The 21,588-nt window shown below is 50.7% G+C and carries 17 protein-coding genes; 6 read left to right on the top strand and 11 right to left on the bottom strand.

The features are described 5' to 3' along the window. Nucleotides 1-171: 171 nt before the first annotated feature. The 9 genes from ade to Q0231_RS05380 form a co-directional block, all read right to left on the bottom strand. Nucleotides 172-1,893 carry an adenine deaminase gene (gene ade / locus Q0231_RS05420; RefSeq protein ID WP_269393253.1) on the bottom strand — a complete coding sequence of 574 codons (1,722 nt, stop codon included), beginning with the start codon at nucleotides 1,891-1,893 and terminating at the stop codon, nucleotides 172-174. A gap of 106 nt (nucleotides 1,894-1,999) precedes the next feature. Then, nucleotides 2,000-3,073, bottom strand: coding sequence for a BMP family ABC transporter substrate-binding protein (locus Q0231_RS05415; protein WP_299346028.1), 1,074 nt, complete (start codon nucleotides 3,071-3,073; stop codon nucleotides 2,000-2,002). Nucleotides 3,074-3,112: 39 nt separating this feature from the next. Continuing rightward, a complete protein-coding gene (locus tag Q0231_RS05410; protein ID WP_269393251.1) occupies nucleotides 3,113-4,033 on the bottom strand; it encodes an ABC transporter permease in 921 nt (306 codons plus the stop codon). Continuing rightward, nucleotides 4,033-5,121, bottom strand: a complete 1,089-nt coding sequence (locus tag Q0231_RS05405; RefSeq protein ID WP_269393250.1) for an ABC transporter permease — start codon at nucleotides 5,119-5,121, stop codon at nucleotides 4,033-4,035. Before Q0231_RS05405 ends, Q0231_RS05410 begins: the two co-directional genes overlap by 1 nt. Nucleotides 5,122-5,164: 43 nt before the next feature. Further along, the gene (locus Q0231_RS05400; protein WP_269393249.1) at nucleotides 5,165-6,688 is read right to left on the bottom strand and encodes an ABC transporter ATP-binding protein; all 1,524 of its coding nucleotides are present in this window, start codon (nucleotides 6,686-6,688) and stop codon (nucleotides 5,165-5,167) included. A 125-nt stretch (nucleotides 6,689-6,813) separates the two neighbouring features. After that, a complete protein-coding gene (locus Q0231_RS05395; protein WP_269393248.1) occupies nucleotides 6,814-8,250 on the bottom strand; it encodes a methyl-accepting chemotaxis protein in 1,437 nt (478 codons plus the stop codon). A 117-nt stretch (nucleotides 8,251-8,367) separates the two neighbouring features. After that, a complete protein-coding gene (locus Q0231_RS05390; protein WP_299346021.1) occupies nucleotides 8,368-9,633 on the bottom strand; it encodes a dihydrolipoamide acetyltransferase family protein in 1,266 nt (421 codons plus the stop codon). Next, on the bottom strand, nucleotides 9,633-10,649 hold the full coding sequence (locus tag Q0231_RS05385; RefSeq protein WP_299346018.1) for an alpha-ketoacid dehydrogenase subunit beta: 1,017 nt from the start codon (nucleotides 10,647-10,649) through the stop codon (nucleotides 9,633-9,635). The genes Q0231_RS05390 and Q0231_RS05385 overlap by 1 nt, the downstream gene beginning before the upstream one ends. A gap of 9 nt (nucleotides 10,650-10,658) precedes the next feature. After that, nucleotides 10,659-11,921: a 3-methyl-2-oxobutanoate dehydrogenase (2-methylpropanoyl-transferring) subunit alpha gene (locus Q0231_RS05380; RefSeq protein WP_299346015.1), complete on the bottom strand. Its 1,263-nt coding sequence runs from the start codon at nucleotides 11,919-11,921 to the stop codon at nucleotides 10,659-10,661. A 226-nt stretch (nucleotides 11,922-12,147) separates the two neighbouring features. Here Q0231_RS05380 and Q0231_RS05375 point away from each other — a divergent pair, with 226 nt between their 5' ends. Further along, nucleotides 12,148-12,612 (top strand): Lrp/AsnC family transcriptional regulator, encoded by a 465-nt coding sequence (locus tag Q0231_RS05375; RefSeq protein WP_299346012.1) that lies wholly within the window; start codon nucleotides 12,148-12,150, stop codon nucleotides 12,610-12,612. Here the strand turns inward: Q0231_RS05375 and Q0231_RS05370 are convergent. Further along, nucleotides 12,609-13,325: a response regulator transcription factor gene (locus Q0231_RS05370; RefSeq protein ID WP_269393243.1), complete on the bottom strand. Its 717-nt coding sequence runs from the start codon at nucleotides 13,323-13,325 to the stop codon at nucleotides 12,609-12,611. The genes Q0231_RS05375 and Q0231_RS05370 overlap by 4 nt on opposite strands. Nucleotides 13,326-13,338: 13 nt before the next feature. Further along, nucleotides 13,339-15,330, bottom strand: a complete 1,992-nt coding sequence (locus Q0231_RS05365) for a PAS-domain containing protein (RefSeq protein WP_269393242.1) — start codon at nucleotides 15,328-15,330, stop codon at nucleotides 13,339-13,341. Between the two features lie 192 nt (nucleotides 15,331-15,522). On the opposite strand from Q0231_RS05365, the gene Q0231_RS05360 reads away from it, so the two are divergent. From Q0231_RS05360 to Q0231_RS05340, 5 genes are all read left to right on the top strand, one after another. Further along, nucleotides 15,523-16,311: an ABC transporter ATP-binding protein gene (locus Q0231_RS05360; RefSeq protein ID WP_269393613.1), complete on the top strand. Its 789-nt coding sequence runs from the start codon at nucleotides 15,523-15,525 to the stop codon at nucleotides 16,309-16,311. Next, nucleotides 16,311-18,293: an AMP-binding protein gene (locus Q0231_RS05355; RefSeq protein ID WP_299346006.1), complete on the top strand. Its 1,983-nt coding sequence runs from the start codon at nucleotides 16,311-16,313 to the stop codon at nucleotides 18,291-18,293. Before Q0231_RS05360 ends, Q0231_RS05355 begins: the two co-directional genes overlap by 1 nt. Then, entirely contained in the window at nucleotides 18,290-19,186 is an 897-nt protein-coding gene (locus Q0231_RS05350; protein WP_299346003.1) for a branched-chain amino acid ABC transporter permease, read from the top strand. The genes Q0231_RS05355 and Q0231_RS05350 overlap by 4 nt, the downstream gene beginning before the upstream one ends. A gap of 2 nt (nucleotides 19,187-19,188) precedes the next feature. Beyond that, complete coding sequence (locus tag Q0231_RS05345) at nucleotides 19,189-20,253, top strand: branched-chain amino acid ABC transporter permease (protein ID WP_299346000.1); 1,065 nt, start codon at nucleotides 19,189-19,191, stop codon at nucleotides 20,251-20,253. 79 nt (nucleotides 20,254-20,332) lie between these two features. Further along, nucleotides 20,333-21,565, top strand: coding sequence for an ABC transporter substrate-binding protein (locus Q0231_RS05340; RefSeq protein ID WP_269393238.1), 1,233 nt, complete (start codon nucleotides 20,333-20,335; stop codon nucleotides 21,563-21,565). Nucleotides 21,566-21,588 lie beyond the last annotated feature (23 nt).

Raw genomic sequence — 21,588 nt, 5'->3', positions numbered from 1 at the left:
TAGCGCCAGAGGCATGACGGCGGCATGAAAAATGCTCGCGAGGTGCAGGGGAACTAGCCCGCGCGGCGTGAGCGCAAAAAGTACCCGCGCGGTGTGAGCGCAAAAAGTGCCCGCGCGGCGTGAGCGCAAAGCAGGATGAGCCGAAACTTCGCGACAGCAGCGCGTAAAAACTCAATCCACGAAATCAAACTTATCCACGTCGAAAAGTCCACGATCTGTCATCTTTAGATGTGGGATAACGGGCAGGGCGAGGAATGCCACCTGCAAGAACGGTTCGGGCAAGACGCAACCCAAATCGTGTGCAGCTTCGCGCAGTTTCTCAAGTTCATGCGCCACGTCTTCAAAGGCAAGTTCGCTCATCAAGCCCGCAATCGGCAGTGCCAATTCGGCCACCACCTTGCCCTGATCTGCGACCACAAAACCTCCGCGCATTTCAATGATGCGATTGGTCGCCACTGCCATATCTTCATGGGTTGCACCGATCACCGTGATGTTGTGACTATCGTGACCAACGGAGGAACCAATGGCGCCGCGTTTGAGGCCAAAGCCTTTAACAAATCCATGTCCAATATTACCGTTCTTGCCGTGCCGTTCGACCACTGAAACCTGCACCGCATCTTGGGCGATGTCAGGCTGCAAAAAACCGCCCTCAACAGGCAAAGTGCCCTCTTCGCGGAAGGTGAGGATCAAGCCCGGTTTTACGCCCATCATCGGCGTCAAATTACGCCCAGGTTTCACAGGCACCTTAAAACTTTCAGCTGTCTGACGCTCTGCTTTCATAGAAAGCAGCCCAACCGGGGTAACCATTTCGCGTTTGGCAAACCGTTCATCGGTAACCAATTCGCCGGACATGATCACGTCCGAAACGCGGCATTCTTCCAAATTATCCAACAGCGCAAAGTCCGCTTTCCAGCCCGGTGCAACCATGCCGCGATCTCTTAATCCGAATATCCGCGCAGCGGAGGTACTGGCCGCGCGGTAAACGTGATGGGTGGGGCAGCCTTTGGTGATCAATCGCCGGATAAGACTATCCAAATGCCCCTCTTCATGAATATCAAGCGGATTGCGATCGTCGGTGCAAAGCGCCATGAAGCTAGATGTGTTTTCATCCAAGACTTCAGCGAGCGCGTTGAGGTCTTTAGAAACCGACCCCTCGCGGATCAAAATCGCCATGCCTTTTCTAAGTTTCTCGCGGGCTTCGGCGGCGCTGGTGGCCTCATGGTCAGTGCGGATCGCTGCGGCCAAATAACCGTTTAACGCATCACCAGAAAGCAACGGCGCGTGCCCATCAATGTGTCCGTCTTGGAACGCATGTAGCTTGTCGATCACCTCGGGCGCAGCGGCCAAAACACCGGGAAAGTTCATAAATTCTGCCAACCCAATAACATTTGGGTGGTCGCGATAAGGCAGCAGATCATCGATCAATAGTTCTGCGCCAGACGTTTCAAAAGCCGTTGCGGGCACACAAGACGAAAGGTTGATCTTAATGTCCATCACAGAACGTTCAGATGAGGCCAAAAAATACTCTAAGCCCTCACGCCCCAAAACGTTCGCAATCTCATGCGGATCACATATTGCGGTAGTCACTCCATAGGGCAAAACGCACCGGTCAAATTCAAGTGGGGTAACCAGTGAGCTTTCGATATGCAAATGGGTATCGATGAACCCGGGCACGCAAAAACGACCCGCACCATCGATTTCGTGATGGCCTAAATAGGTTGAATGGGTGCCCACAATCCGGTCAGCGACAATCGCCACGTCCGATGTGTTGATCTCGCCTGTCATTACGTCCAGAAGCTGAACGTTTTTGATCACCAGATCAGCCGGTTCTTGGTTCGCACCCGCTTTGATCATGCGGGCAAGTGTTGCTTTATCAATTTGGCTTTTGCTCATGGGCAAAAATATAATGCTGTTCGGATTTCAATGCCACTGTTTTACCAAATGCTCAAAGAAAAAGGGCGATCAAATGACCGCCCTTAAACTCAATATGCGTCAGTACCTATTGTGGCAATTGATCATCTACGCCTGCAACATAGAAGTTCAAACCAAGCAATACGCCATCTTCAGCAACTTCGCCGTCGGTCAACCAAGCTGAACCATCTTGCTTCGTAACTGGGCCAGTGAAGGGGTGCAATTCACCCGAAATGATCGCAGCTTCAGTTGCCGCTGCCATTGATTTCACATCGTCAGGCATGTTGGTGTAAGGCGCCATTTGCAAGATGCCATCAACCAAGCCATCCCAAGTTGATTGGGTTGCCCAAGTGCCGTCCATCACAGCTTGTGTGCGCTTGATGTAGTAAGCACCCCAAGTGTCAATGATGGCAGTTAGCTGTGTCTCTGGACCTGCAGCAATCATGTCGGAAGCCTGACCAAAGGCTTTCACGCCGCGCTCTGCAGCCACTTGCATAGGACCGGTTGAATCCGTGTGCTGGGTTAGAATGTCGACGCCTTGGTCGATCAATGCTTTTGCCGCATCAGCTTCTTTACCCGCATCAAACCATGTGTTGACCCAAACAACTTTCAGTTTGAAATCAGGGTTTACGCTTTGAGCTCCCAATGTAAAGGCATTGATGCCTTGCACAACTTCTGGAATTGGGAACGACGCGATATAGCCAGCAACGCCTTTTTCGGAAACTTTCGCTGCAATTTGACCTTGGATATAACGGCCTTCATAAAAGCGTGAGTTGTAGCTCGTTACGTTGTCAGCGCTTTTGTAGCCCGTTGCGTGTTCAAATTTCACGTCAGGGAATTTAGCAGCAACTTCCAACGTTGGATCCATAAACCCAAAGCTTGTTGTAAAGATCAGATCACATTTTGCACGTGCAAAACGTTCAATAACCGCTGTGGCTTGTGGGCCTTCTGCAACGTTTTCAATAAAGGCTGTTTCAACCTTGTCGCCGAAATGCGCTTGCAATTCCATGCGGCCAATGTCGTGTGCCTGTGTCCAGCCACCGTCAGTTTTTGATCCTACATAAACAAAGCAAACCTTTGTTTTGTCGGCAGCAACTGCAGCGGAGGCCATACCAAGGGTCATTGCAGCAATCCCTGCAATCCCGATCAGTAGTTTTCTCATGACTTCCTCCTGTTAAATTCTGTTTGTTTCTATGTGATTCTATCGTTCAGGTACAAACGCCCGTCCCAACATGGCGGGTGTGTTGATCAAGGTTGTGCGCACATTTTGTGAGATTAAGACCAGCACAACAATGGTTGCGATATAAGGCAAAGCAGTGAGCAATTGCGAAGGCACGCCAACGCCAAGCGCTTGGGCGTGCAATTGCCCGATGGAAACCGCGCCAAACAAATAGGCACCGGCCAAAACCCGTGCGGGTCGCCATGATGCAAAAACCACCAGAGCCAATGCAATCCAGCCACGACCCGCACTCATGTTTTCAACCCACTGCGGGGTATAGACCAGCGACAAGTGACCGCCCGCAAGGCCGGCGCATGCGCCCCCAAACATCACGGCAAAATAACGATAACGCAGAACCGGAATTCCAAGCGCATGGGCAGAAATGTGGTTGTCGCCAATGGAGCGTAGAGTAAGTCCAAAGCGGGTTCTGAACAAGAACCAAGCAACCCCGATCACCAAGGCAATCGACATGTAAAAAATCGGATCTTGCCCAAACAGCAAAGGACCGACCAGTGGCAAATCTGTGAGCACTGGAATGGAGATGTTTGAAAGCTTAATTCCCGCTTGCCCAACGAAAGGCTCTCCGATGAGGCCGGACAATCCAAGTCCCAGAATAGTCAGTGCTAATCCCGTTGCAACTTGGTTTGCGGCCAAGGAAAGAGTTAAAAATGCAAACGCCAGCGAAGTGATCGCCCCGAACAAAATGGCGATCAATATGCCAATCCATGGGTTGCCCGTAAGGCTAGCGGCGGCAAAACCACCCACCGCGCCCATGATCATCATACCTTCTACCCCAAGGTTCAAAACCCCCGAGCGCTCAACAACCAACTCGCCGAGCGCGGCGATAAGCAATGGTGTCGCCGCTGTCGCAATGGTCAGCAAAATGGCTTCGGTCATACCCATTATGCGGCTCCTTTTGGAATGATCTTTGAAGCAACAAAACGGATGCGATAAAGGATTAAGGTGTCACAGGCCAACACAAAGAAAAGGATCAACCCTTGGAACACTCGTGCCACTTTGTCAGATACGCCCAAAGAGATTTGTGCGGCTTCGCCACCAAGAAATGTGAGCGCTAAAACCAGTCCAGCAACAATGGCCCCGATGGGGTTTAGCCGGCCCAAAAAGGCTACAATGATGGCGGTAAAGCCATATCCTGGGGAAATGGTGGTGCGCAATTGCCCAGATGCCCCCGCAACTTCAACAATGCCGGCCAATCCGGCCGTGGCCCCCGCCAAAAGAAAAGCGAAAAACACCATGTTCTTGGCGTCAAAGCCCGCAAACTTTGCGGCCCGTGGGCTTGCACCAATGACCTTGACCTGGAAACCCTTCATGGTTTTTGCCATTAAAACCCAAATCAACAAGGCAACCACGACGGCAATGACAAACCCAAAATTCGCCCGTCCATCCGCCGGGATCATTTCGGGGAGACGCGCAAAGGCGTCGAACTGGCGGGTTTCAGGAAAGTTCAACCCATGTGGGTTGCGCCAAGGCCCGCGCACTGTCCAATCCAAAATCAATTGCGCGATATAGACCAGCATAAGGCTTGTTAGGATTTCATTTGTTTTGAACTTGGTTTTCAAAAGGGCAGGGATGCCAGCATAGGCCATGCCGCCGATAACACCCATGATCAACATAGCAGGTAACACAAATGGTCCTGCTATCTGGGGGAACAGGACGGGCAAAATCGATCCGGCCATGCCCCCCATGATCATTTGTCCCTCAGCCCCAATGTTCCAGTTATTTGACTGATAGCAAACGCAAAGTCCTGCGCCCATCAGAATAAGGGGCGCGGCTTTAATCAGCAGCTCATGCACACTCCACATTTCGCTGACAGGTTCAATAAAATAGGCATAAAGCGCGCCAAGCGGTGGTTTTCCCAAGAAGGAAAACATGATCGCACCCGCAATTAATGCCAACGCTAGCCCGATGATCGGCGACAGGTAAGTCATCAAACTAGATGGCGTGCTGCGCTTTGTTAGTTCCAACCTCAATTTACTCTACCTTCCCCCCAAAGTGATCCTTAATCGACCTGTTTTAGGCCTGCTCAAGGGTTCCACTTGTCATTTGTAAGCCGATCTTATGTCGGTCAGTCGAGCGCGTCGGCACAAATGGCGATAGCCGACCCTCGTTTAGCGTAGCAATTGCATCCGCCACCTCAAACAATTCATCCAAGTCCTGCGAAATCACCAGAACCGCCGCGCCCTTTGCGGCTAAGTCAACCAGCCACTGACGAATATGCGCTGCGGACCCCGCATCAACACCCCAGGTGGGTTGGTTGACCACAATAATTTCAGCATCACCCATTACTTCTCGACCGAGCACAAATTTTTGCAGATTGCCGCCCGACAAGGATTGTGCCGTGGGATCTGAAGACCCTTTGCGCACGTCAAACTTTGCAACAATGTCGTCTTTGACTTTTTTGGCGGCTCGACGCGAGACAAATGGACCTTTGTTCAAGCTTTTGTCCAGCCCGTGCCGGGTAAGGATGACGTTTTCACTCAATGCAAACTCAGGCACAGCGGCATGGCCCAAACGTTCTTCCGAAATAAACATGGCGCCCAATTTGCGCCGTTTCTGAATGCCCATATTTCCAACAGGCTCGCCCTTAATCAGTATGCATTCTTCTTCGCTTACCCGTTCGCCAGAAACCGCGTCAAAAAGTTCATTTTGACCATTGCCTGCAATCCCGGCAATACCAGATATTTCACCAGCATGTAACATGAAACTAATGTCTTTTAGGGCAGTGTCGAACCCGCTTAATCCCGAGAGCGATAAGGATTTGACCTGTAGCATCACATCGCCATGGGCCACCGCAACATCGCGGGGCGAAATCTCATGAATATCTGAGCCAACCATCATTTTGGCCAAACTGATCGGGGTTTCATCCCCTGGCACGCATTCTCCCACCACCTTGCCGTGACGCAAAATTGTTGCTTCTTGGCACAGCGCCTGCACTTCAGCCAACTTGTGCGAAATGTAAAGAATGGCTTTGCCCTCGTCCGAAAGACGGCGCAGCACTTTAAATAAGTCCTCAGCTTCTTGCGGGGTCAAAACCGATGTGGGTTCATCCATAATGATGAGTTTTGGGTGCTGCAGTAAACACCGCACAATTTCAACGCGTTGCCGTTCACCAACTGAAAGATCGTGAATGCGGGCGTTGGCTTTAAGGGGAAGCCCGTAGGAGGTTGAGATCTCTTCGAGTTCTTTGGCCACTTGTTTTAGAGATTTGCCCGGTGGCAGGGCAAGCGCGACATTCTCCGCCACGGTAAGCGCGTCAAAGAGTGAGAAGTGCTGAAACACCATGCCAACACCCAAGTCGCGTGCTGCCGCTGGATTAGGAACATGTACCTCTTGGCCCTCCCAGATGATCCGACCTTCATCAGGTTGCAAGCTGCCATAGAGCATTTTGACAAGCGTAGATTTGCCCGCTCCATTTTCACCCAAGAGCGCATGAATTTCGCCGGGCAAAATCTCCAGCGAAATCTGATCGTTTGCTTTGAACGATCCGTAATATTTTGAAATGCCTTCTAGTTTTAGAAGGACCTCCCCCTGATCCAATGCCTCGCCCCCGTCATATTCGTGTGAATATTTCGAGTAAAGTATGTCGACAATGATTTAAAGAGGCAAGCGGAGTTTGACCCAGAAATCAATTTTTTTATCAAAAAGTCAAAAAAATTGATGTGCTAGACTTTGTACCCGATGCGCAAGCCGCCCCAGTGGCGTCCACCGACGTAAATTGGAGCTGAAACGTCCTTCATGAGCGCGAATTTGCCTCCGCCCATATCGCGTCGATAGGTTTGCAATAGGAAAGGCTTTGTGCTTTGCCCCGCAGAAAGCCCAGTTCGATCATCGAAGATGCGACGGTTGCGACAGTTTGCAGCGTTCCACACCGGATCGTTACTTTGGGGTTTTGAATAGATTGAATTGTGGGTGGGTAAGTACCCATTTGTATCAACCGCCGCACAAAACGCCACCCTTGGGTCGAGCTTAAGAACGCTGTCTTGCAACCCGAGCAAGCGCGCATCTGTCAAATCAAGATATCGGGTGGTTAATTGCTGTGGATCAGTGCCAGCTATTGGGCGGTAGTTCTGATCAAACAGATCCGACTGGCTGACTTCGCGTCGCTCTATTGCATTTTCAAATATGCTAGAAATTTTTGCTGCAACTTGCTGGGCGGCGTCAATAAACTTGCTGTCTTCGGTCTCAACGCCACTATTGACGATGAACTCCATCAAGTCTTCGCCAATTCCCAAAATGGTGTTTGAGCGGCGACCGGCAACGCTTAGTCGTTCATTGCTTTTTTGCAGAGTGCCATCCAAGCTTCTAAGTTCTTCGCTTATGGATTTTGCCGCTTGTAGGTTCTCAGCAACTGGCTCGGTCATACCTTGAATGTCTTTGACCATGACGCTTACTGAACTAACCAACTCGTTCAACTGCTCGCCGGTGCGCGCAGCCTCGCCTGCTTCTTTTATAGCAGCGGTTGCCAATTCAACATTTTCTGCGCTGCGGCCCTGCAATCCGTGCAAGATCTCCATCAGCTTTTCAAGGTTCCGCGCATTCTGATTAGCAAAGCCCTGGATTTCATCGGCCAAGGTTTTTACCGCTGTGGCAATAATCGCAAAACCCTTGCCGCTTTCCCCAGCTCTGGCTGCCTCAACGCTTGCGTTGAGTGAGAGTAATTGGGTTTCCCGTGCGATCTGGGAAATTGAGACGGAGGCGGATTGGACTTTTTTGGCGGTCACATCGACCGAACTCAGCGTATCCCGAAATTCAATGGCGTTTTCGCTGAGGACCCGCATTTTTTTTGCGCTGCCCTCAACTGTGGCTGCTACTTTTTCAGCGCTATAGCTCAAGACATCCCGCGCGCGATCAGCAGACTGCTTTGTTTCGCCCATCGAGGCAGACAATCTTTGATTCGCACGATCCATTTGTTGGGACGCGCTGACCGCTGATTGAATGTATTTTGCCTGCGCTTGTCCGATCTCACTCAGATCGGCCACAATGCCATTTACGTCAGCAATTTCAACGCCTAACTTAGATGCGCGTTGTCCAAGTTCACCCAGGTTCACACTGCCAACATTTTCGATTTCATCGCGCGCTTGCGCAAGACCAATAGTCATCAAATATCTCCACCTTGGCAGAGAATGGCCTGAATATGGGTAATAAAGTGTTTACGACAAAATAAAGGGGCCAAATGGCCCCAGTATTTATGCAAGTTTACTTCACGTTTTTCTCGACTAAGAGAAGATCAACAGTGGTTTTTCTAAGAGTGATTTAATGCGCTGAATAAAAACCGCAGCATCCCAGCCATCAACAACACGATGGTCAAAGCTTGAGGACAGGTTCATCATCTGGCGGGGCACAAATTTTCCCCCGTCCCAAAAAGGTTTTGTCTCCATTTTATTGACCCCAATAATGGCGACCTCTGGATGGTTGATGACAGGCGTGGTGACGATGCCACCCATTTTGCCAAGCGAAGTAATGGTGATTGTTGAGCCAGATAGTTCTTCACGCTTAGCGGTGTTGTTGCGCGCAGCGTCGGCCAATCGTAGTATTTCGTCTGCGCTGTTCCAAAGCCCAAGATTTTGCACATTGCGCACAACAGGAACCATCAAACCATTGTCGGTTTGCGCCGCAATGCCAATATTGATGCTCTTATGTTGGTGAATGATGCCATTTTCGTCATCATAATGGGCATTAATGCCCGGTTGGTCCTTGATCGCCAGAACCATCGCCCGCATCAAAAACGGCAGCAAAGACAATTTTGGCTGCCCTTCTTCGCGGGACGCGTTGAGATTTTGCCGCAACCCCTCAAGTTCAGTCACATCGATTTCCTCCACATATGTAATGTGGGGAATGCGCGATTTCGCCCGGCTCATTTGTTCAGCGATTTTACGTCGCAGGCCGATAACCTTGACTTGAGTTGTCTCAGCATCCACCGATTTTTCATATGACGTCATGGCGACACGACTGGACTGCTGGCTCAGCAAGTGCCGATCAAGATCTTCGTGGGTGATGATGCCGTCCGGTCCTGTTCCCTTGAACTTAGAGAGGTCAAGATTAAGGAACACCCCGCGTTTTCGCACTGCAGGGGAAGCCAGGACTTTGCCGCCCTCTGACACTGCCAATTGCTGACCTTGCGGTGCTGTATTTGTAGGGGGGACAATCGGGTTGGTGGCCGCTGGCACTTCAGGCAATGCTGGTTGTGCTGCGTCTGGCGCAGGTTCAATTTGTGCGGGTTCTGCTTGTTGATTGCCTTCGCCAAGCACCTCAATCTTAATCAGGTCCGCCCCAACAATAACCGTATCCCCAATCTCAGCGCCAAGCCAAGAAATGGTACCTTGCACAGGCGAGGGAATTTCCACCGTGGCCTTGTCGGTCATCACCGCGCCGATAATGTCGTCTTCGGCGACCACATCGCCAACTTCAACACTCCATTCTACCAGTTCAGCTTCTGCTACACCTTCGCCCACATCGGGCAACTTAATGACATGAACACCCATTATTTTGCCTCCAATGTAGCTTTAAGCGCTTTGCCGACACGTTTTGGCCCGGGGAAATAATCCCATTCTTGTGCGTGTGGGTAGGGTGTGTCCCAACCAGCTACGCGCTTTACCGGCGCTTCTAGGGAATAAAAACAGTGTTGTTGCACAAGAGCGGCCAACTCAGCGCCAAAGCCTGAAGTCAGTGTTGCCTCATGCACCACAACGCAGCGCCCGGTTTTTTCGACAGATTTAACAATGGTGTCCAAATCCAGCGGCAAAAGAGAGCGCAAATCGATGATTTCGGCGTCAATGCCTTGCTCACGGGCTGCGGCTTGTGCCACATAAACCATAGTGCCATAGGCTAGAATTGTGACGTCGGAACCCTTTTCCACCACATTGGCTTTGCCAATGGGCACTGTGTAGTGCCCCTCAGGTACTTCGCCCATTTCATGTTTTGACCAAGGGGTAACGGCCAATTCGTGGTGGCCATCAAAAGGACCATTGTAAAGCCGTTTTGGCTCTAAAAAGATCACCGGATCGTCGTCTTCAATCGCAGCTATCAGCAATCCCTTGGCATCATATGGATTGGATGGGATAACCGTTTTCAATCCACTGACATGGGTGAAGATCGCCTCTGGACTTTGCGAGTGGGTTTGTCCGCCAAATATACCGCCACCCGTAGGCATGCGGATAACCATGGGGCAAGTGAACTCGCCGTTTGAGCGGTGCCGCATGCGTGCGGCCTCAGATACGATTTGGTCGTATGCGGGCAGCACATAATCTGCAAACTGGATTTCAATGCAGGGGCGCATGCCATAGGTCGCCATGCCAATGCCAGCGCCCACAATGGCGCTTTCGTTGATCGGCGCGTCAAAGCAACGGTCCTTACCGTATTTTTTTTGCAAACCATGGGTGCAACGGAAAACGCCGCCGAAATAGCCCACGTCTTCGCCAAAAACCACGACTTTCTGGTCTTGGCCCATTTTCACGTCCATCGCATCGCGGATGGCTTCAATCATTGTCATGCGTGCCATGATCTAACCCTACTTCTCAAATTCAATGCGTTGACGAACCAGATGTTCTGGCATTTCTCTGTAGACACCCTCAAACATCTTCTCAGCATCCGGCCCATGGCCTTTGTTGAGCGTGCCGTAGCTTTCGGCCTCTTTTTGAATGCGGATGATCTCGCTTTCAATTTCAGCCTGCGCTTGAGTGTGACGCTCCTCACTCCAATCGGAATGCAAGATCAAGTGCCGTTTTAGGCGTTCGATTGGATCGCCCAGCGGCCAAGCATCGCTTTCGGTTTGTGGTCGATAAGCGCTTGGATCATCAGAAGTTGAGTGCGCAGCAACGCGATAGGTCACCCACTCAATCAGCGTGGGGCCAAGGTTGCGCCGGGCGCGTTCTTGCGCCCATTTTGAGGCCGAAAGCACAGCCAAATAATCGTTCCCATCGACACGAATCGATGGGAACCCATAACCAAGGGCGCGAGCTGCGAATGTGGTGTTTTGACTACCCGCAATCGCATTGGAGGAGGAGATGGCCCATTGGTTATTCACGATGTTCAAAACAACTGGCGGTTTATAAACCGATGCGAACAGCATGCCGGAATGAAAGTCTGTTTCAGCAGTGGAGCCGTCGCCGATCCACGCTGATGCAATTTTGTCGTCGCCAGAAATTGCAGATGCCATGGCCCAGCCAACCGCTTGCACATATTGGGTGCCCAAATTGCCTGAAATGGTGAAAAATCCATGGTCTTTGAACGAGTAAAGCGCGGGCAATTGGTGCCCATCCAGCGGGTCTTTTTCGTTTGAATAGATTTGGTTCATCATGTCGAGCAACGGACATTCGGCCGCGATCAACAATCCCTGTTGGCGATAGGTGGGAAAGTTCATGTCGCCGGGGCGCAACATGCGCTGGAAACCTGTGGCGATCGCTTCCTCGCCCGTACATTGTACATAAAAGGATGTTTTGCCTTGGCGCTGGGCAACCTGCATGCGCTGATCAAACACCCGCGTAACCATCATGTCTTTGAGGCCGCGCAATAAGGTGTCGTTGTTTAAATCATCACCCAAAAAGTCAGCCCATGGGCCAACAGCTTTGCCGTTACGATCTAAAATACGCACAATCTTATAGGCCATGTCGCGCATGTCCTCTGCCTTGGTATCAAGCTCCGGACAGCGCGTTTCACCCGCTTTGGGAATTTTGATGTGCGAAAAGTCAGGCTTGTCACCCGGGCGCCCCGGAGGCTCCGGAATGTGAATGCTCAGGGGGCCTTTTGACCCGCCCTCAATTTTGTCTGCCATAAATCCTCCAAACCTGCCGCAAAGGTTGGGCACGCCGCCATCAAATTGTACATCAATCCGGGAGAATTAAACGTCAGTTAAGCTGACCTATCTTTTGAACCCTAGCTCCCCCCGGGCCATCTTTACTATTTTGAACATTTCCAGCGCGGTTTTTCACTAAAGTATGCTGTGCGACAGTCAATTTTTGAGTATAATCACCAAAATCATAACCCATATTAGGCAAAAAATGAAGCTCGATGCACTTGATAGAAAGATAGTCGCTATTTTGCAGCAAGAAGGCCGCATTCGAACGATTGATCTTGCCGAACGCATTGGTTTGTCCCCGACGCCCTGCGCCCGCCGCATTGTGCGTCTGGAAGAAGAGGGGGTCATCACCGGGTATACGGCCACCGTTGATCAAGACAAAATGGGCTTGCCCATATCTATCTTTGTGTCGGTTGAATTGGAAAATCAAGGCGCGGAAGCGCTTCAACGATTTGAAAAAGAGGTGGTGTCATTCGAAGAGGTGATGGAATGCTTCATAATGACCGGTAGTCAAGATTTTTTGATGCGTGTGGTGGCTGCAGATCTCGCCTCTTATGAGCAATTTTTGCAAGAAAAACTAACCCGGGTGCCCGGCATCCGCATGATCCGCTCACGTTTTGCTTTGCGTCGCATCGTCAAGCGTAATCGCCTGCCAGACCCACGCTAAGAGGTAACTTCGACCTTTGGGGTAAATACATAGCCGGCACCATAAACGGTACGGATCAATTTTGGATTTTTTGCCGTGTCCTGCAATTTTTTGCGCAACCGTGAGACTTGTGCATCGATGGAGCGGTCAAAAGCATCGCTGTCTTCTGCATAAAGATCCATCAATCGATCGCGCGACAAGACCTTGCCAGGTGAAGAGACAAAGATTTTGAGCAGCCGTGCGTCTGCGGCACTCATTTGTTCTTTGTCACCCACAGGGCTGACCAATTCAAGCGTTGAAAAATCAGCATGCCAATCGGCAAACACCACTTTTTCCAACCGCTCACTTGGGGCCGCCGCTGCCATCTTTTCAACCCGCCGTAATAGACTGCGAGCCCGGGCCGCCAACTCAATGGTGTTAATCGGTTTGACCAAATAGTCGTCGGCGCCAAAATCAAGCCCCAACACGCGGTCGCCTAACGCGCCGCGGCCGCTCACCACAATGGTGGGAATGTCCATTTCCCCCAGCGTGTCACGCAACAAAGTCAGCGCATCGCCGTCCGGCAAAGACAAATCGATGATGCAAAGATCAGGTTCACTCTGTGCCAATGCCTTGTCGAATTCGGCTATGGTGCCAAATGAAGTGATCGCAAAACCATGCGCTTTCAACTCGCGCGCATAGAGCGCTCGAACGTCCGCGTCATCCTCCAAAATATAGATGATTTTGCCACTCATTGGATTGTGTTACTCACTCTGTCGCATCCATATTGGCATAATTGCTCCGCGCAATTTGTGCATGTTGGATCGCTTCAATCAGCTTATGTTGCTCAAATGGTTTGCGCAACACAGGGTGTTTAATGCTTTGGTCTTGGTCGAAGTGCGCCTGCCCCGTCATCAACACAATCGAGGTGAGCGGCAACCGCTTTGCCACAATTTGCGCCAGTTTTACGCCGTTGGTTTGCCCGGGCATGGAAATGTCAGACAGCACCAAGTCAAAACCGTCAATGGTCTGCAGTAGCTCAATGGCCTCGTCGCCGTTTTCCGCTTCCATTACTGAAAACCCAAGTTCAACAAGTTCTCGTCGCAGGACCGCACGCACTTCATCTTGGTCCTCGACCAATAGGGCCATCTGACCTTCAAATTGCGTCGAAAACTCCGGTGCCAGTGGTTCGTTTTCCTGCGGAGCCTCGCGAACCTGTGGGATTAAAATGGTAAAAACTGTTCCTTTGTCGGCTTCACTTTGTACGCCAATGTACCCACTTGAAACCTCAACAAAACTTTGTGCCATCGATAGCCCAAGCCCGGTGCCACCCGCTTCGCCCCGGGTTGAAAAAAACGGATCGAAGATTTTCTTTTGCACCGCTGTTGGCATGCCCGCCCCATTGTCCTCACAACTGATTTCAATATAGTCGCCCGGAATTAAACCGAAGCGCTCCGCTTGGATGTTGCCAAGCGTTACAGCGCGCAGCATCAGGCCAATATGCCCCTGTTCTTGTTTGTGGGCGTCGTCAATGGCCGCCTTTGCATTGAGCGCCAAGTTCAACAGCGCGTTTTCCATCTGCCCGGGGTCGACCTTGGCAAATAATCGCTCGCCTTCCACCACCATATTCAATTCAATGCTGGAAGGGAGTGAGGGTTTAATGAGTTCGCGAAGCCCATCAAAAACCTCGTGCACATTGACGATACGCGCATCCAACGGTTGCCGGCGGGCAACGGTCAACAATTGGCGGGTCAATTCGGCACCACGTTTCGCCGCCCGCAGGGAAGGGTTGATCATCTCTTTGATCAATTCCGCATCTTCAACCCGTTCGGCAAGCGGCCGCAAATTGCCCAAAATGATGGTCAAAAGATTATTGAAATCATGAGAAATGCCACTCGATAACCGCCCAATAGCCTCCATTTTTTGTGCTTGGCTAAGCGCCTGCGCGGCGGCGCGCTGCTGAGTGAAATTAATGGAAAGCACATAAAAACCACGAACGGTTTTATCGATCCTAAGGTCTGGTCGCAAAAAGGTGCGAATGTCTAACTCACGCCCATCGATATGATTGAAATCCAAATCAAACTCGGTGGCCTCACCAAGCTTTGCGCGGGCAAAATAGGGGGCCGAAACCTCATGAATTTCTCGCGCCAAAATCTCATGGGTACTGCGCCCCAAAACCTCATCTACGTTTAACCCATAGCTTTGCGCAAACCGTCGGTTGACGAATTGAAACACCTCATCCTGATCAAGATAGGCAATGCCCGCAGGTACCTCGTTGGCGATTAGGCGTAGCCGCTCTTCGGACCGACGAAGGTCGCGCGTTTGCTCGTCTATCCGGCGCTGCAGTTCAATCTCGTAATGGCGTTGTTGGGTAATGTCCGTGTAAATTGTTGCAAAGCCGCCCTTGGCCAGCGGCGCGCCGCTTACCCTTATTACCCGGCCATTTGGTCGCACCCGTTCAACAGTGTGGGCACGAAACTCGCGCGCCACCCGAATCCGCTCTTGCACCTGCTCTTCAACATCGCCGGGCCCATATTCGCCATGTTCTGAATTGTAGCGAATAACATCTTCAAAGGTGGTGCCGCGCGTGAGCAATTGTTGGGGCACGTCCAACAATTCCCCCAATCTCTTGTTGGCAAAAACCAGTTGCAAGTTCTTATCAAACACAGTGATGCCCTGGTCAATATTATCAAGCCCAGCTTCAATTTGAATAAGCAATTCAACAGCTTGAGCGTCGTTGAGTTCAGGGCGCTCCGACACATTCTTCTCCCTCTGTTGCGCTTGTCACAATTGCGTACAATTTGGGCAAACTCTTGCAAGAAGAACTGCCTATAAGAGTGCCAAGGACGTTGCGCATCGGTTGCCCATAGACGAAACTCAATTTCGCATATCGGTCAAGAACTAAAAATTCAGATGCGCCGGGGAGGAAGAAAATTGACTACACCAACCAAGATGTTGGACGTTGAAAATGTGTCGCTGCGCTTTGGCGGCGTTAAAGCGTTGACGGACATATCATTTCACGTGAATGAGAATGAGATCTTCTCGCTAATCGGGCCCAACGGCGCGGGTAAGACCTCGATGCTGAACTGCATTTCGGGTCGCTATCGCCCCCAAGAAGGCTCCATAACTTATGATGGCCAAGACCTGTTGAAGCGCTCGATCAATGATCGCGCAGCAATTGGAATTGGTCGCACCTTTCAAAACTTGGCGCTGTTCGGTCATATGTCGGTCATCGACAATATTTTGGTCGGCCAGCACCATCTTTTGAAAAACAACTTCCTCACCGGCATGTTCTATTGGGTTGGTGGTGCACAAAAAGAAGAAGAAGCCGCGCGCGCCGATATTGAAGACATTATTGATTTTCTTGAAATCCAGCACGTGCGCAACGAGCCGGCTGGATCGTTGTCTTATGGTTTGCGCAAACGGGTGGAACTGGCCCGAGCAATTGCCATCAAACCAAAAATGATCCTGCTCGATGAGCCAATGGCGGGCATGAACCTTGAAGAAAAAGAGGACATGGCCCGCTACATCATCGAACTCAACGAGCAATATGGCATTACCGTTGTGATGATTGAGCACGATATGGGAGTGGTGGTCGATATTTCGCATCGCGTTGCAGTGCTCGATTTCGGGCAGAAAATTGCAGAAGGCTTGCCAGAAGACGTGATCGAAGACGAACAGGTAAAAGTGGCCTATCTCGGCGTTGATGATTTTGACCTCGACGAAGAGGAGGCAGTGTAATGACCGTCCATCGCGAAATTTCAGGTTCAAAAATTGATTGGGACGCAGGTGCCCGCCATGCAACAGCCGTGCAGAACAATGACACTTTGCCAAAACTTCTATTGGCCAACGCCAAAGCGTTCCCAAATGATATTGCACAGCGTGAAAAAGACTTTGGTATTTGGAACGAGATTACCTGGGGAAAATTTAACGATCACGTCAAAAACATGGCTCTCGCTTTTGACCATTTTGGCGTAAGTGCGGGCGATGTTGTCGCCATCATTGGTGACAATCGGCCAGAGTGGGTATGGGGTGAAATTGCAGCCCATACCGTTAAAGCAATGAGCATGGGCATATATCGAGAAGCCTTGGAAGAAGAGATCGCTTATCTGGTCAATTACGCCAAACCAAAGATCGTAGTGGCGGAAGACGAAGAGCAGGTCGACAAATTCTTAGAGCTGGGCGATCGTGTTCCCTCGATTGAAAAGATCATTTATCACGACAAGCGCGGCATGAAGAAATATGATGACCCGCGTCTGATCTATTTGGCCGATCTTGAAAAAATTGGCGCAGACATCGCCGCCAAAAACCCAAACCGTCATGATGAGTTGGTTGGAGCGACCCAAACAGACGATGTGGCGGTTTTGTGCACGACGTCAGGCACAACATCAAACCCAAAACTCGCCATGTGGAAGCACTCTGCCTTTCTGGGTCATGCTGTGAATTATTTGCGCGCAGACCCAATGGAAGCAGGTGACGAATATTTGGCCGTGCTACCCCTATCCTGGGTGATGGAGCAAATGTATTCGGTGGCGTGGAACCTTGTTGCCCGCATGATCGTCAATTTCCCTGAAGCTGAAGAAACCGCCATGTCGGATTTGCGCGAAATTGGGCCACACTTTGTGCTGCTATCGCCGCGCGTTTGGGAAATGGTGGCAGCGGATATCCGCTCCCGCATGATGGAAAGCTCTGCGTGGAAGCAGGCCATTTTTGATTGGGGCGTAAAGGCCGGCATTCAGGCATTGGAGCGCGGTGAACGCTCCCAAGCGGCCGAAATCATCTTGTTCCGTGCCTTGCGTGACCGTCTTGGTTTCTCCCGCCTCAAGTCTGCAGCCACGGGCGGGGCGGCGATGGGGCCTGATACGTTTAAGTTCTTCCAAGCCATGGGTGTGCCACTCAAGCAACTTTACGGTCAAACCGAGGGTCTTGGTGCCTATACCATCCATAAATGGGACGATATCGACCATGATACGGTTGGGTTCCCAATGAATGATTGTACCATCAAAATCCGCAATGCAGATGAAGAAGGTATGGGCGAAATCATCGTCTCTCACCCTAACTTGATGACTGGCTATTATCAAAACACTAAAGACACCGAAGAAGCGTTCGACAGTGAAGGCAATTTCCTTACTGGTGATGCGGGCTATTTAAATGCCAACGATCACTTGGTGGTGGTCGACCGGATCAAAGATTTATCCGAAACCAGCAGGGGCATAAAATTCTCACCTCAGTTTATTGAGAACAAGCTTAAATTCTCTACCTTTGTGGCTGAGGCTGTGATTTTGGGCAAAGATCAGCCCTATATTTCTGCCATGATCTGCATCCGCTATCCCATTGTATCAAAATGGGCAGAACAGCGCCGGATCGCATTCACCACCTACACTGATTTGGCGTCTCGACCCGAAATCTATGAACTTTTGCGCAAAGAAGTTGAAGCAGTGAACGAGCATCTGCCAGAGGCGCAGCGGATCAAGAAATTTGTACTACTTTACAAAGAACTTGATGCAGATGACGGCGAACTAACGCGGACCAAAAAGGTGCGCCGCAGCGTGATCGCCGACAAATATGCTGACATTATTGGAAAGCTCTACTCCGACGACACCCATGTGGATATCGACACGGTGATCTCTTTCCAGGACGGCACCAAACAACGCATCAAAACATCACTCAAAGTGCAGCGGCTCGATGACGAAAGCGCACTGGAAGGGAGCATAGCATCATGAAGTGGGATCTGTTTTTCCAACTCCTCGTCAACGGCTTGATCGTAGGCATGCTCTATGGCGTTGTCGCCATGTGCTTTGTGTTGATCTATAAATCAACGCAAGTGGTCAATTTCGCCCAAGGGGAATTCTTGGTGCTAGGCGCATGGGTTTGTTTGGCTTTGGTCACTCAAATGCAGTTGCCGTTTTTCCTCGCCTTCATATTCACGCTGGTCTTTATGGCGATCTTTGGCATCGTTGTGCAAACCGTGATCTTAAGGCCTTTGATCGGCGAACCGATTATATCAGTGATTATGGTCACCATTGGCCTGTCGATCTTCATGCAGTCATTGATGAATTGGGTGTTTGGCAACGACGCAAAACGCTTCCCAGATGTTTTTGGCTCCTCAGACGTGGTCTCGATCATGGGGCTTAATGTTGAAGTGGCCTATCTGCTGTCACTGGTCTTATCCGTCGTCATTATGGCTGTGTTTTTCTGGTTCTTCCGGTTCACGCGGCACGGCTTGGCCATGCGGGCCACGGCATTTGATCAGCAAATCGCACAAAGCTTGGGCATTTCAGTCAAACAGACTTTTGCAATGGCTTGGGCCATTTCAGCCATGGTGTCCGGTGTTGCGGGCATCGTGATCGGAATTGTGAACTCGGTTTCCAACTCCCTAGCGTTTGTGGGCATCAAAGTGTTTCCAGCCGTCATCTTGGGTGGACTTGATTCAATCGTTGGCGCGGTTGTTGGCGGCATCATCATTGGGGTGCTTGAAAACCTCGCAGAATATGCTGACGGCCAATGGCTCAAAATCGGCAACCTTTACACCATCGCTCCGTTCTACGTGCTCATCATTATTTTGATGATCAAACCTTACGGCTTGTTTGGCACCAAAGACATTGAAAGGATATAGCGGTGGGACACGTACCAAATCCACGACCAGCAGGCGATTTTAGAACGTCATATGTCGATGACAATCGCATGTTCAAAACGCACTTCGAAAAATATGCGGCGCTTGGCATTCTCGTCGCCGTAATGATCGCCGCCCCATTCTTGGGCAATTATTGGGTTAGCCAACTCATCGTCATTGGCATTTATGCGATCGCGGCGATCGGGTTGAACATCTTGGTGGGCACCACTGGGCAAATCTCACTAGGGCACGGCGCATTCTTTGGCTTTGGCGCATTTGCTAGCGCATGGTTGGCCACAAGTTTTAACGTGCCCACGCTAATTTCGATGCCCGCTGCCGCTTTGTTGACCACTGCAGTTGGTATGATATTTGGTGTGCCCGCTGCTCGGATCAAAGGGCTCTATTTGGCGATTGCCACATTGGCCTCTCAGTTCATCCTTGAAGATTTCTTTGCCCGCGCAGATTGGTTTTCCGGCGGCGTTTATGGCGCGCTTGCAGATCGCCCCGACATCTTTGGCTATGTGCTGGACACAGACCTGAGCTATTTCTACTTGGTTCTATTTTGGCTCGTCTTAAGTGTCATCGGCGTCACAAACCTTTTGCGCTCCCGCGATGGCCGCGCGCTGGTTGCTGTGCGTGATCACTATCTGTCCGCAGAAGTGATGGGCGTCAATCTTACCAAATATCGAATCTTGTCGTTCGGCATCTCATCTTTCTTTGCCGGTTTGGCGGGGGCATTGTTTGGTCATTATCTTGAATATGTGTCCGTCGAAGGCTTTACCATTCTGTTGTCGATCCAATTCCTTGCCATGATAATCATTGGTGGCTTGGGATCGGTTTATGGCTCTATCCTTGGTGCGGCTTTCATTTTGTTGCTGCCCCAACTCATGGAAAGCGTCACCTCTGTTATGGCAGTGGCATTTCCTGCAATGGAAAGCGGCAAGGCCTACGTCAAGCAAATGTCAATTGGCGCAGCGATCATTCTATTCCTAATCTTTGAACCTGAGGGACTTGTACACAGGTGGCAGCAAATCCGCGCCAGCTGGAAGCTCTTTCCGTTCTCAAGATAAGCAAATGCAACAAAGCACCCGGTCTCGGCAAAAAGAGGTGCTGCAAACAATATGCCGAATTTTAAAGAGGAGAAACAACGTGAAACTGAAATTATTATCAATGGCAGCTCTTGCGACGACCATGTTCGCTGGTTCTGCTGCAATGGCGCAGGACAGCGTTTTTGTAGGTCATTTGGTTGACTATACCGGCCCAACCGCTTTTGTGGGCAAACACTATGGTCCGGGCGTTTCGGATGCGATCAACTATGTGAATGCGCATGGCGGTATTGATGGCACAACGATCGAACTGACGCAGGTCGATTATGCATATAAAGTGCCTGAAGCTTTGGCTGCCTATAAAGCCTGGTCATCACGCGGCATGGTGGCGATGCAAGGATGGGGAACTGCAGATACTGAGGCGCTGATCTCATTTGTCGCAAAAGATAAGATCCCAGTTTATTCTGCGTCTTATTCGGCGCATCTAACGGATCCGCAAGGTTCAAACCCAGCCACCAAAAAGCCAGCACCATATAATTTCTTCTATGGTCCATCATATTCTGACACGTGCCGGGCTTTGGCTCAGTGGGCGGCTACGGACGCAAAAGAAAAAGGCATCGAAAACCCCATTTTCTTGCACGCTGGAGACAACCACCCTTATCCAAATGCGCCAAAAGAAGCTTGTGCGGCTTATGCCGCTGAATTGGGCCTAACAGTTGCTGACCCAATTGTTGTGCCAATGAAGCCAGGTGATTTTAAAGCCCAGTGCTTAACCATCAAAGATACCGGTGCTCAATATGTTTACATGGGCAACCTTGGTGGATCTGTGGTTTCCTTGCTCAAATCTTGTGGCACGGTTGGTGTTGAAGCCAACTATATGGGCAATGTGTGGGCTGGCGATTACCTCACCATTTTGGCCGCGCAGGCCGAGAACTTGATCTTCCCATCATCTACACCATTCTTTGGTCAAGATGTGCCGGGCATGAAATTGGTTGAAGCGATCGCTGCAGCTGGCCAAGGCAATGGTGAAAACAAGCCAACACACCACTACATTCGTGGCATTTGTTCAGCTTACTACATGATGGACGCCATGAAATGGGCGAAAGCCAATGGCGGTATCACCGGTGAAAATATCAAAGCGGGCATGTATGCCAAAAAAGACTGGGTACCTGAAGGCCTAGAAGGCGTTTGCTTGCCATCAACTTGGACAGATAAAGACCACCGCGGTCTAATGACTGTTGCTGTGAACCAAGGTTCCTACAATGGCGGCGACGTCCAAATTAAACGCATCTCAGAAACAACTCTGCCACGTCGTGACGACTGGTTGGGTCTGTAAGCGAAGCTGAAGACGGAAAAGGA

Origin of the sequence: uncultured Maritalea sp. (assembly GCF_937139385.1) — a bacterium.
GTDB classification, from domain to species: domain Bacteria; phylum Pseudomonadota; class Alphaproteobacteria; order Rhizobiales; family Devosiaceae; genus Maritalea; species Maritalea porphyrae_A.
Note: the sequence above shows the minus strand (reverse complement) of the source record. Positions and strands in the feature narration are given on the sequence as shown.